We start from the raw sequence: 12,403 nt of genomic DNA, 5'->3' as shown, positions 1-12,403 counted from the left end.
GATTTTTCCCACAGGGCTTTGATCGGATTCATCGAAGTACCTCTCTTCGCCGTCCAGAGCGTGAAACTCGAACATTGACCGTGTTGCAGCGCCCTCAGGCTAGGCAGGCAGGAGGCGAGAGTCAAGAGAGATATGAACGGGAGAATTTCGTTCTGGCAATCGTCAGGCGGCCAGTGAACCGGAAGGAGAACTCTGGTCCATCGCCGTGCGCGATGCGTCGAGTCGCCCGCCCTTTGGTTGACAGGCGCTTACCTTGTACAGAATCAGGGCTCTCAAATCTTCATCAATGTAAGAGAGCGCCTCTCGCACCCCGACGGCATCACCGTCCTCAGCCAAGTGGGCGGCAATTCCGATGAGCGGCAATACGCCGTACTGACCCATGGCCTGCGCGATCGCGATGGCTCCTGATCGGTCCCCGGCCTTGACGAAGACTTGAGGAAGCTCAAGATAGAAGTGGCTTGCCAACAACGACGGATCGGGGCATGAGAGGATCGTGTCTTTGACGGCCTTCACGTCCCCGCGTTCCGATTCGATGAACAGCATCATTTGCCAGACTTCCCGCAGATACCGTCTGTCGACCATCCGACCGACGGTTTGTCGTGCGCCAACGGTATCGCCCGCCAAGGCTTGGCTGATGGCGTGATTCTTCAACTGTTCATCCGTGAGTGTTTGAGTTGGCATCATGGCTGGGCTCCTCTCTTCATTCGCTTGGAATATCAAACCGGGACGTTTCCGAACGCCTGGGTGAAAATGTATCGGTGAAAGCGGTTCTTGTCGACATTTTCACGCCAAATTGACAGCCCCATCCGCCGCGCAATCGGCAGACCAGTCCAACGATGCGCCATCCATTGAACGTGTCGGCCGGTTTTCTTGGGAGACGATGCAGAATTGGAGTCTATCTGCGTGCAATGAAGCGGAAAGGATAGGACGAAATCACGAAAACTCCTTCACTGCAAGAAACCATTTCGGTTTCATGCGGCCGAAATCCGTCCGGACATGGCGTGTGAGAGTCGGACTCGAATCCAGCACGTAGGCTCTGCCGGGATCTCGGACAAAGACCACCCAATGCCAATATGTCCGCCCCTTCATCCGATGCCACTTGATGGCCAAGAGCGCTCGACTCGGCAGCGCTTCCCAGGAAACGAACGGCCGCGTCCTTGACGACGCGTGACGCCGATAGTACTTGAGGAGCCGACGCACATACGCCGTCTCCGACCACAAGCGGCTGTCGGCCGCAGAGATGCCCATCCGGTTGGCCACACGCTTTGCGGCGCCATAACTCACGCCGGAGAGCGCCGCGACACCGGCGATGCCGCAGCCGGTTTGTTCCCGCTGAATCACCGGCTTCATCACAGCTCCAATTTCAACTTGCGCCCACCGGAGAGGGTGAAGTGGTTCCGTTGATAGAAGCTCAGCGTCCGATCGAAGTGCGGTAACGGAGGAGTGGTGACTTCGAGACGTGTCCACCCTCGTTTCCGGCCAACCCTTTGAGCTTCGGCGAGTAATGCTGATCCGATCCCTTGCGAACGGTACGCCGACCGGACATAGAATTCCGGGATCGTTCCATACACACCTCCGGTGTACAGCGCATAACTTTCATAGAGAGCAAGCACTCCAATCGGCTTGTCTGCCACCCGCGCGAGCAACACGGTGTACAGTCCCTCCGCCATCCAAGAGCGGGCTCGACCGACAGTTTCGGCAACATCGAAATCAAAACTCTTGTCGCTCACGAGGGCCATGATCTCATGCAACAGTTCCCCCACCATCGTCGCAATGGCCTCCGCGTCATCAGCTTCTGCGAGTGTGAGGTGAAATGTCATAAATACTCACGACGGAGCCTACTCGGCGGGCGCGGTCCAGTCAACGGCGGATGGCTTGCCCCTTGATAAGTAACGGTCCGAGAAATGCGCGTCTGGGAACGCCGTTGGTACGCCACGCGCTGTGGTCGGAGCTTCTGGTTATGCGGCGTTCAGAATAGCTTTGCGGAGCACGTGCGGAACTGTGATGGGTAAGAAGAGACTCTTCGGGAAAAGGTAGTCTTCACCAGACTCGTCAATCACACGGACATGACCATGCTTCAATGCGGTCACGTCGGGCAGGGCAACATAGATCTTTCGCTTTTCAAGGGAAACCGAGTAGCCGCACGTTTGATCTTTGCCATGGTGATGACCTCAGTCATATAGCATTCGTCAACGAGAAAGATAAATGGGGAAGAATCGCCGGCCGGCCCACTCCCCGTCACTGCTGCGTGGAGCCAACGCGCCAAGCAATGTATGAATGAAAAACCTGACACCGTCCATCGTTGAGTATTTGCAACGAGCAACGACAGGGATCACCGGGTTTTTTCCTGCCTTCACTGAACAACTTGACTAGAAGATTTCTTCCACTGGGCTTGATCAAAACAAATATTCGTACTTTTCCGCCTTCCAGTACAGCCTTTGTCTTGTTATTTAAAATCTCTCTGTATGCGAAGAAAGCTGCGACATAACGGGAGTATGTCCAATCCAATAGTGGTGTAGGGTAGCCATGATGCTGCACGAGATTGAAAAAGGCACCATTCTCATCAGGGATGTTCAACCTGAACACATGCTTCGTCCGTGCGCTGAGGTGCCCGTGCAGAGTTTGGATGTCTTCATTCAGAAATCCAATAGGATCAGCTCTTCCTGCCCGGAAGAATGAAGTGCGTAGCCTCCAAGGATAACTTTGACCTCTAAAAAGGTATCGTCGACCTTCTAAAGCCAGAACATATTCCTTGAATTCCCTCCACTCCATACTGCATGAATGGAGATTCGAGGGCTTATCAGCCTGTGATTTTGGCAGCTTGCAGGAACCCTGAGTGCCTAGTTCAGTTGTCCATGACAACTCGATGAAATTGTCGTTCCATGTTCCTTTGACGTCCGCGTAGCCTGAGATCCTGATTTGAGGGTCGTAGAATTGTTTACCGTTGTCCCAAGAGTCCACAACACCTTTTATTGGATTGATCGGTAATACGCTTGTTGTTCTGAATTCGAAACTTCTCTCTTTGTTCGCCGTGACGAAGGTTGCTGCTGTGCTTGGTAAATGCCTGTTTGTGACATTTAAGTAGGCTATTCCTTCAAAGTGAGTCCCTCTATCGTCCACATTGAGCATGAGTAGTCCTTTGTTCTGTCCAGAAACATTTCCGATCCACTGACCCCTCATTCTCCCAACTCCTCATCTATGAAGTTGCGCCATAAACATTGATGCGAAAGGAACATATGGTGAGATCACCGATATCTTACTGGACTCACTCACCCCGCCGATTCCTACGCCGAGTGTTGGTTGCAGTCAATCGTATGGGCTAGAAAAGCGTGCATTATCGCTCCTTCCGCTCCCCTCTCTTAGCTTTGGTGCCAAGATTCACGATCATTTTTAAGGATGCTTCGAGACACCGAACGTGAAGGTGAAGTGCGAGGGTTCAAAAGGCGTGGAAGATGTGGAGAGCTGATTATCTAACCATTTGTTTTCCTTGACACTTGTCACGGGTCGCACTCACCTACTGCCCTTTTCCTCTCTTTACTTGCGCACTTGAAAACTCCAGATATACTTTCCCTCATGCATTCCACTAAATACATCATCTTGCAGGAAGAAAACGGGTGGCGCGGGTATCTGGAGGGCTATCCAGAGTTTGAAGCGCATGGGGACTCGTTTGAGGAGCTGCAGTTCAAGCTGTGGCAGCTGCATCAAGAGCTCACCGCCCGAGAGCAAGAACAGGACCAATACCAGCAGAGAGAGTACAACCAGCATCACAGTCACACCCCCACGATATCTCGCCCCATGTCGCGCGCGCAGATCAAGCGCCGAGCGCGGGTCGAACAACTCCTTTCCGCGATGATCAGCAATCACTGAGCGCAACTGGCTGTCGACAAGCATACGCCGCCAACCCCAAGACCGCATGAATCGGCCGCAGGGCTACAGTGCCGTCCCATTCAATTGCCCACCGACTTAGATTCAGGTCTTTTTTGTGAGTTCCTAAGGTGTTTCCCTATCCAGAATGAAGGAAGACCGGCCGATAATAATACGAATGGATAATGGAAGACGGTATCGCTACAGCAGAGGGGATCATAAGTTGAACGCGCTTCGGGCTTTCACCAGTTCAGAAAAACCAGACGTTCTTATTAGAATACTGTGCAAGAGGCAACCCTCAAGAAGTTATCTAAACAGGACGTCCATAGGCGTGCTTCGAGGCGATTCTTGACTTGTATACAATCTTGTGTTCGAATTCATGCGGGGCTTGAGGGACGGGTGCGTGTTTCGTTGGGTGTGTTACCACAATCTATAGTAGGGGTGCTCCATGCAGGCGATTAAATATTTCTATCTGGAAAATGAAAAACAGTGGCTGGCCTATCTGCCTAACTTTCCCGACCACTGGGTGCAAGGAGAGACCTTCGAAGCTCTGCAAGTGAACCTCTACCGGCTGAACTTTGATCTTACCTTGCTGGAGGCCTTAGGAAAGGTTTTCTGAGCCTCGCTCGACCACGCAAAACAAACGACCGACGCTTCGAGTCTCCCTTTTGGCATTTCGATATCAACCCCTCCTTCCAGATCCCCAACCGCTCAGGGGCGCACCGGATCTCCCGCCTTTACCTGCCATGCGAATCAGGGTGTGATATGCAGGGATATCCTCTCCAATGGTGTTCAGCTTCTGCATTCATACTTTTGGCACCTTGTCACAGTAGCCGCACTCTGCTAATGTGTGGAACCGTTTGCTGTTATCCATTGGATTTCAAACAATTCTGAATGGTCTGGGACCCAAAAGATCCTTGGGGTAAAAAGGCTGATCCGCTTGAGGAAGCATTCAAGCAGGCCCAATCGCAATTCAAGGATCTGTTTCCTCCCGGCAAGTTGAAAAGCCTCCTACCTTCGGGTGGAATGTGGAACCTCATCCTCGCCGCATTGGTGATTCTGCTGCTCTGGCAGAGTGTGTTCATCATCGCTCCCGACGAAGAAGGTGTCGTGAAACGATTCGGTGTGCCGGTCCGCGCCGTTGAGCCCGGTCCTCACTTCAAGATTCCTCTCGTTGAATCCGTTCTCCAGCCGAAAGTCGCTAAACTCTATCGTGTGGAGGTCGGCTTCCGCACCAACCAGCAAGGCCGCCAGCAGATGGTGCCTCAGGAAGCCCTGATGCTGACCGGCGATATGAACATTCTCGCCATCGAGTTCATCGTCCAGTATAAGATTAAGGAAGCTCGCGACTTCCTGTTCAACGTAGCGGATATCCATGAAACGATCGGTAAGGCGGCTGAAGCCTCGATGCGGGAAGTGGTCGGTAAGAGCAAGATCGACGAAGCCCTGACCACCGGGAAAGCGGTGATTCAGCAAGACACCTTGACGTTGCTCCAAATGATCCTCGATCAGTACCGCTCCGGCGTGCAGATTGCCGCCGTGCAACTTCAAGACGTCGGTCCGCCCGAAGCGGTCGCCGCCGCCTTCAAAGACGTGACAAACGCCAAAGAAGACCGTGAAAAGCTCATCAATCAAGCCCAAGGATACCGGAACGACATCATTCCAAGAGCCAAAGGTGAAGCCGCTGAACTAGTCAACCGGGCAAAGGGGTTTGCGCAGGCGCGACTCAATCGCGCCCAGGGAGAGACGAACCGTTTCCTCGCGACGTTGAAGGAATACAACCAGGCGAAGGACGTAATCAGCAAACGGATCTATATCGAAACGATGGAAGAAATCCTTCCGAATATGGAAAAAATCATCATCGACGGAAAAGGCGGTGAGCGTTTGCTGCCGTATCTTCCCTTAGACCGTCATTCCAGGCCTGCGTCCACGGCCGGCGTCAAGTCAGTGCCACAATCGGAGATTGAGGAGTCCCGGCCTGAGCCATCTCCTAGCTTAAAATCTCGGGGTACCAGACCATGACGAAGCAGGGATTGGCGATCACAGTCCTGGCCGCGATTGTCGCGTTGTTTGTGCTTGGCGCGTCTCCGATCTTCGTCGTGGACGTCATCCAGACGGCCATCGTCGTGCAACTCGGGAAACCCGTGCGCAATATCACCGAACCCGGACTTTACATGAAAATGCCGTTCGTCCAGGAGGTGACGTACTTCGAGAAACGATTGCTGGATTACGACTCAAACGCGCAGGATGTCATTACACAGGACAAGAAGACATTGTTGCTGGATAACTTTGCGAAATGGAGAATTGTCGATCCTCTAAAAGTTTACCAAAACTTCCAGAGTCAGCGGGGCGCACTCCAACGATTGCACGATATCATCTATTCTGAGCTCCGCGTCGAACTAGGCCGTCACGAGTTGCTCGAGATCGTCTCGAGCACGAGGGCCGAGATCATGCGGGTGGTCACCGAACGGTCGAATGAAAAGGCCTCGGCGTATGGCATCGAGATCCAGGATGTGCGGATCAAGCGCGCCGATTTGCCTGAACAGAACGAAAAAGCGGTCTTCGCGCGTATGCAAGCGGAGCGAGAACGGCAGGCCAAACAGTATCGAGCGGAAGGAGCCGAGGAAGCGCAAAAAATCCGGTCAGAAGCCGAAAAAGACCGGGAAATCATCCTCGCCCAAGCCTATAAAGAATCCGAAGAACTCCGCGGCAGCGGCGACGCCAAAGCGTTTCGGACCTATGCCGATGCGTACAGACAGGACCAGAAGTTTTTCGAGTTTACCCGTTCCATGGAAGCCTACAAGTCCGCCTTCAAGGACGGTTCGACCTTGGTAATGAGCCCGGATTCAGAATTCTTCCGCTACTTGAAACAACGCTGACCCTTCACGAAAGTCCCACAATGTTTCCGCTTGTTGCGTCAAGGCTGATCCGCTCACCAGCCGGATTCTTGGGCAATCCCGGCATCAATTGAATCCCCGAACAAACGGCAGTCACGAATCCCGCTCCGGCCAAAATACGCAGTTCCCGAATGGGAACCGTGAATCCGGTCGGCCTCCCCTTTAATGTGGGATCGTGTGACAACGACAGCGGAGTTTTGGCCATACAGACGGGTAAACCACCGAATCCCAATGCTTCTGCGGTGTCAATCTGACGCTCCGCCTCCGGCTCAAACTTGACCCCCGCTGCGCCATACATCTGAGTAGCAATGATTTCGATCTTTCTTCTGATCGGCCAGGCTAATTCGTAGAGATGTCTGAAATGGGCCGGCTTCTCGGATGCCTTGGCAACCGCAGCTGCCAGCTGTTCAGCCCCCTTGCCACCGTCAGCCCAATGGGTTGAAACCGCCGCATCCACGGCTCCCATCTTCAGCGACTGTTCTCGAACCCAATCCAACTCATCCTGGGGATCACTCTTGAAGGCGTTCACCGCGACAACGACCGGGACACCATGCGCCAGTATGTTGGCGACATGCTGTTCGAGATTGGAGATTCCCTTCGATAACGCGTCCTGATTCGGCCCCGTCAAACTTGCGGGTAGCGCAACGCCGGCCTTGGCGACACCGCCACCGCCATGGAGTTTCAACGCCCTTAATGTCACTACAACAACCGCCACCGCCGGTGTGACTCCCGACACCCGGCACTTAATATTAAAAAACTTCTCTGCTCCAAGATCGCTGCCGAAACCCGCCTCTGTCACGACGAAATCCGCACATCTCAAAGCAATCGCATCGGATATGATCGAGCAGTTGCCGTGCGCAATGTTGCCGAATGGCCCCGTATGGACGAATGCAGGAGTCCCTTCGAGCGTTTGGACCAGGTTCGGCCTTAGGGCGTCTTTTAGCAGGACAACCATTGATCCCACACAACCGAGCTCTTCGGCTGTGACCGGCGCACCTGATTTCGTAAGCCCCACCACAATTCGGCCAAGTCGGCCACGGAGGTCTCGGTGATCCTTTGCCAAGGCCAGCGCCGCCATAATTTCTGATGCCTCGGTAATGACAAACTGCCCCAAGCGCCTGTCTGACTCCTCTCCCAGCAAGACCTCCCTGAGAGCCCGATCACTGATACTTAGAGTCCGAGGCCATGTGACCCGTTGAGGGTCGATCGAGAGTGCATTTCCGTGAAACAGATGATTATCGAGGAACGCTGACAGAAGATTATGACTGGCGGCGACTGCATGGGCATCCCCGGTCAGGTGAAGGTTGATATCCTCCATCGGAATAACTTGGGCGCGCCCCCCGCCGGTACCACCGCCCTTCACTCCAAACACGGGACCGAGGGAGGGCTGCCGAAGGGTAAGCGCGGTCCGGTGCCCAAGCCGTGAGAGTCCCATGGCAAGGCCTATGGAGGTCGTCGTCTTCCCTTCTCCTAAGGGTGTTGGATTAATCGCTGTAACAAGGACATACCGTCCCTTCGGCACTGACCGGAGACGATCCAATACCTGCAGGGAGACTTTTGCCTTGTCGCGACCATACAGGGTGAGCTCTTCGGGACGTATCCCGAGCTGGAAACCGATATCGACGATAGGGCGGGGATTGACAGACTGCGCGATGTCGAGGTCGGTCAAGGGCTGTCTTTCTACTTTACGCTTTAGATGATACCTGACGGTAATAATACATCATGGAGTCTCGCCAAGAACTGGATTGGAGTGAGGTTAGCGACCTTGGGTGGGAACAACTCAAACTCTCACACTGAGAACGTCTGACTCTCTGTTACTCTAGGATGTACTTGGTGGGGTCTAGTGCCTGTCCGTTCAATTTCACCATGTAGTGGAGGTGAGGACCCGTGGAAAGGCCCGAGCTCCCGACAAGCGCAATGACGTCGCCGCGATCGACTCTCTGGCCTTCTTTCACCAGTGCCTTCGCCAGGTGCCCATACAGAGTTTCAACTCCATAGCCATGGTCAACACGAACCATGTGCCCAAGCTTAGGATCGTATCCTATGGATGTAATCCTTCCTTGAGCGGGAGCACGGACTGGAGTGTTTGGCGCGGCTCCGATATCCAATCCGTCATGCCAGGCCGGTTTTTCCGTAAACGGAGAAATTCGAGGACCAAACCCCGACGTCACCCACCCTCTCACAGGCCAAATCGAAGGTGTGGAAGCCCAGCGAGTTGAGCGTTGCTCGGCAGCTTGTGATAACTCGTTCAACATGCGCTCTTGTGCCGTCGCGGCTTTCGAAAGCCATTCCAGGCCTTCCTTGACTGCGGCCACAGCCGCCACGTCATTTGGAGATGGTTCAATGCTGGCAGAGGATTGCTCGGTGGCTCCCTCCGTACGCTCCATAGAGCTCGGCATGGGGTCCATGGGATTGTTCCCGTTAGCGCGAGGTATGCCCCCTTCCTCAGGAAGCGGCACTTCCTCACCACCTCGACCATTGACCATATCGCCTGACTTAGGAACCTCTATTCCGAGCATGACCCGAAGTCTTTGATTTACCTCATTCATAGCCCCAATGCGCTTCTTCAGATCATCAATGGCGCTCGTGAATGCCGCAGTCTGCTCTCTCGCACTCATTGCTTCAGTACGAAAAGCAGCCAGTTCCCATACTTCTCCCGTTCTAATAACGTAGTGAGAGACCACAAGGAGATCGGCAAGAACGACCAGCCCCACACACACAAGCAACCTACGGAGAAGCTTCTTCGAAAAGCTGAAGCGAAGGGGCTTTGCAGTGGACCCTCGGAAAACTACGACCGTATAGGCATCACCTTCTGGACCGTTTGTCTGACTCATAGCCTTCGTCCCCCTACCACATCTATCCTATGCTGACAGGTCCACCTGTTTCATCTGGGAAATTACCGAATTTGCCACCTATGGTCAATGCCTAAAATAGTGTTTCAACCAAACAGTTTCAACCACATTATCTAGGATGTCTCACGGTGAACCCACTCAAGATACGGTGGCAACCCTTGAGTTACCGGAAGGGCTATGATTTCCGGCACTTTATAAGAATGCATCTTTAGAATTGTCTCCTGAAGGGAAGTGAATTTATCCGAGGTAGTCTTGATCAGAAGTAGCGCTTCCTGATCATTCACGATTTTCCCCTCCCACCAATAAATTGAGCGAACCATGGGAATCGTTGATGCGCAGGCTGCTAGGTGAGATTTGACCAGTTGATCGGCAATCTTGATCGCTTCATCTTGGCTTGGTGTTGTGACCATTACAACCACCACATTGGTCGTTTCGGCATCCATGGGATGCTCAGGATACCCAAGAGCCTTTATACAATCAACTTTCGCATTGCCACCACTCCGACTATCCCTAGACCTCTGACGTATGCTTCAGCAACATCCATGCCCAGCCCGGAAAGCCTCCTGCCAGGTATCATATTGATTTGCAATGAATTAGGGCAGCTTCCTCGCCTGGACATAGAGCATGCGGTCAACGGCAAGATGAGAAACGACACAGCCAAACAATTTTTGCGAAACAATGTTCAAAAACCGACCATTTACCCCCTCGGCAGGATGTTCAAACTGCCCAAAACTGCCGCTATTCTTTCCCTATCTGTGCTAATTCCGAGAAATAGTGTGCGAACGCCTTCATTCCCCCGGAGGCTTGCCCCCAATCATAATATTCGTTGGGAGCGTGATACCCATGTTCCGGCAGGCTCAAACCCATGAAGAGGATCGGAGCCTTCCAGGCTTTCTGCATGGTGACCACTGCGCCGATTGATCCTCCTTCTCGCACAAAGGCCGGATCCTTACCGAACCCTGCTTTTATGGCGCGCTTCACACAATCCACATAGGGTCCGGCAAAATCACCCTTAAACGGCTGAAGCATGCCTTCTCGCTCCACCTTCACGCTGGGATTCACGCGAGCCACATGCTTCTTCAGCATGGCAAATACCCTCTCGGGCGTTTGGTTTGGGACCAGACGCATACTGACCTTGAGTTCGGCATGACCGGGCACAACCGTTTTCACGCCTTGCCCATGGTATCCCCCGCTGAGACCATGAATCTCAAAGGTCGGAGATGCCCAGATTCGTCGCATGATATCGGCGGGATCCTGCGTACGCAAAGACCGGAATCCGTAGGCTGCTTTGAAGCGTTTTACTTGAAAGCCGGACTGGAGGAAATTCTTGATCTCCTCCTTCGTAGGCTTAACGACCTCGTCATAAAATCCCGGTATCTTCACTCGGCCGGTCTTGGCGTCGAGGCAGGTATTCGCGACCTCCATCAACTCAGCCAGGGGGTTGCGAGCTGCGCCTCCGGTTACACCCGAGTGTGCATCTTTCTCCCCGGTGCGCAAAACCAGTCGCGCGCCGAGCAGACCGCGCAAGCCGTATGGTACCGCAGGCCGTCCCTTGGCAATCCAGATGGTATCCGAGACGACGACGGAATCCGGTCTTGGGACGGCGGCGCCGTCCTTAAGTCCCTCGGCAAAATGCGGACTCCCGATCTCTTCTTCCAGTTCCCACAGAAAACGGATGTTGATCGGCAAACCTTGCTCGATGACATATCGAGCACCGAACAACGCCGTAAGAGCCGGCCCCTTGTCATCGGTGGCGCCTCGACCATGGTACATGCCGTGCTCATTTCTAAACTCGAACGGCGCTTGCTTCCATTCCGGCTCCTGCGCCGGTTGCACATCCAGATGATTGTAGATCGTAACGGTCGGATGCTTAGCCCCTGTTGTCCATCCACCAGAGATGAGAGGGTATCCACCGGTTTCAACCACTTGCACCTTGGCGCCTATCCCCACCAAATACTGAGCCGCGAGATCGGCCATGCGCCGCATATCGCCCGTTCGGGATGAGTCCATACTGATCGACGGAACCTTCACCATCTGACCCAAGAGATCCTCAAATCCCGGCCGCGATTCGTTTATGAACGTCCGGAGCTGCCGCTGATTCACCATACGAGTGATCCTCCTTGACTGAAAGTGGTGGATTATAGCGATCACGAATTGGAAGAGAAAGCGCCGCGGGATTCAATCGAAGATGATAGAATGCCGTTCATCCATCATGATCACGCAGGTCCGTGTTGTCGCTCATTTTGTAGGCTTCATGCTGATGTTCATGACAACCGGCGCACCGCTATTCGTGTGGGCGGAGGAATCAACCAGCATTCAGCAGATACTCGATGAGCCACGGGGCTACCACCTTCGGCATGTCACGTTGCAGGGCATCGTGCGTGATGTGCAGCCCTTGGCCCCCTACACAGTTCCGAATGGAGACAGTTGCTATGGAGCCTATTTGTTTCGCCTCGAAGAAGATGCCGCGACTATTCCGGTAGCGGTATTGGGTATTTGCGGCAGACCTCTCGTCCGTGACCCGGAGGTTGAGGAGGGAGATCGCGTCGAAGTGGGTGCCACGATTCAGGCGCCGAGTCATGGAGGATACTATCTCAGTTTCAAAGGGTTGAAGGTGGTGACTGAAGAAGAAGGAGTCGTGCAGGCAGTGGCCGATCGCATTCTCCCAATCGCGGATTAGGTCCTTCCTTCCGATAGCCTGCTGACATTCCATCGAGTGGCCGTGTAAACAGCCTTTGGGGAGACATGTGCTCGAATTCATCGTCGGGTTCAGAGATGGAAGCGGATTCT

The 12,403-nt window shown here is 53.7% G+C and carries 13 protein-coding genes; 5 read left to right on the top strand and 8 right to left on the bottom strand.

Translation table 11 applies throughout. The features are described from left to right. Positions 1-162 precede the first annotated feature (162 nt). The 4 genes from H8K04_02280 to H8K04_02265 form a co-directional block, all read right to left on the bottom strand. Entirely contained in the window at positions 163-684 is a 522-nt protein-coding gene (locus H8K04_02280; protein ID UVT16412.1) for a hypothetical protein, read from the bottom strand. 249 nt (positions 685-933) lie between these two features. After that, positions 934-1,350: a hypothetical protein gene (locus tag H8K04_02275; GenBank protein ID UVT16411.1), complete on the bottom strand. Its 417-nt coding sequence runs from the start codon at positions 1,348-1,350 to the stop codon at positions 934-936. Next, positions 1,350-1,820 (bottom strand): GNAT family N-acetyltransferase, encoded by a 471-nt coding sequence (locus tag H8K04_02270; protein ID UVT16410.1) that lies wholly within the window; start codon positions 1,818-1,820, stop codon positions 1,350-1,352. The genes H8K04_02275 and H8K04_02270 overlap by 1 nt, the downstream gene beginning before the upstream one ends. Before the next feature lie 418 nt (positions 1,821-2,238). Continuing rightward, positions 2,239-3,180 carry an FRG domain-containing protein gene (locus H8K04_02265; protein UVT16409.1) on the bottom strand — a complete coding sequence of 314 codons (942 nt, stop codon included), beginning with the start codon at positions 3,178-3,180 and terminating at the stop codon, positions 2,239-2,241. A gap of 393 nt (positions 3,181-3,573) precedes the next feature. Here H8K04_02265 and H8K04_02260 point away from each other — a divergent pair, with 393 nt between their 5' ends. The 4 genes from H8K04_02260 (at position 3,574) to H8K04_02245 (ending at position 6,743) form a co-directional block, all read left to right on the top strand. Next, complete coding sequence (locus H8K04_02260; protein UVT16408.1) at positions 3,574-3,867, top strand: hypothetical protein; 294 nt, start codon at positions 3,574-3,576, stop codon at positions 3,865-3,867. 445 nt (positions 3,868-4,312) lie between these two features. Next, positions 4,313-4,483, top strand: coding sequence for a hypothetical protein (locus H8K04_02255; GenBank protein ID UVT16407.1), 171 nt, complete (start codon positions 4,313-4,315; stop codon positions 4,481-4,483). Between the two features lie 275 nt (positions 4,484-4,758). Then, positions 4,759-5,886 (top strand): FtsH protease activity modulator HflK, encoded by a 1,128-nt coding sequence (hflK, locus tag H8K04_02250; protein ID UVT16406.1) that lies wholly within the window; start codon positions 4,759-4,761, stop codon positions 5,884-5,886. Next, positions 5,883-6,743: a protease modulator HflC gene (locus H8K04_02245; GenBank protein ID UVT16405.1), complete on the top strand. Its 861-nt coding sequence runs from the start codon at positions 5,883-5,885 to the stop codon at positions 6,741-6,743. The genes hflK and H8K04_02245 overlap by 4 nt, the downstream gene beginning before the upstream one ends. 4 nt (positions 6,744-6,747) lie before the next feature. On the opposite strand, the gene H8K04_02240 is transcribed toward H8K04_02245, so the two are convergent. The 4 genes from H8K04_02240 to H8K04_02225 all read right to left on the bottom strand — a co-directional run bounded on the left by H8K04_02240 (position 6,748) and on the right by H8K04_02225 (position 11,719). Then, on the bottom strand, positions 6,748-8,430 hold the full coding sequence (locus tag H8K04_02240) for a formate--tetrahydrofolate ligase (GenBank protein UVT16404.1): 1,683 nt from the start codon (positions 8,428-8,430) through the stop codon (positions 6,748-6,750). A 145-nt stretch (positions 8,431-8,575) separates the two neighbouring features. Then, complete coding sequence (locus tag H8K04_02235) at positions 8,576-9,595, bottom strand: M23 family metallopeptidase (protein ID UVT16403.1); 1,020 nt, start codon at positions 9,593-9,595, stop codon at positions 8,576-8,578. 131 nt (positions 9,596-9,726) lie between these two features. Next, complete coding sequence (locus H8K04_02230; GenBank protein ID UVT16402.1) at positions 9,727-10,056, bottom strand: divalent-cation tolerance protein CutA; 330 nt, start codon at positions 10,054-10,056, stop codon at positions 9,727-9,729. 295 nt (positions 10,057-10,351) lie between these two features. Further along, positions 10,352-11,719, bottom strand: coding sequence for a M20/M25/M40 family metallo-hydrolase (locus tag H8K04_02225; protein UVT16401.1), 1,368 nt, complete (start codon positions 11,717-11,719; stop codon positions 10,352-10,354). Between the two features lie 106 nt (positions 11,720-11,825). Between H8K04_02225 and H8K04_02220 the strand changes: the two genes are divergently transcribed. Continuing rightward, entirely contained in the window at positions 11,826-12,293 is a 468-nt protein-coding gene (locus H8K04_02220) for a hypothetical protein (GenBank protein ID UVT16400.1), read from the top strand. The last annotated feature ends 110 nt before the right edge of the window (positions 12,294-12,403 follow it).

The sequence above is a fragment of the Nitrospira sp. genome, from assembly GCA_024760525.1.
Taxonomy (GTDB): domain Bacteria; phylum Nitrospirota; class Nitrospiria; order Nitrospirales; family Nitrospiraceae; genus Nitrospira_D.
Note: the sequence above shows the minus strand (reverse complement) of the source record. Positions and strands in the feature narration are given on the sequence as shown.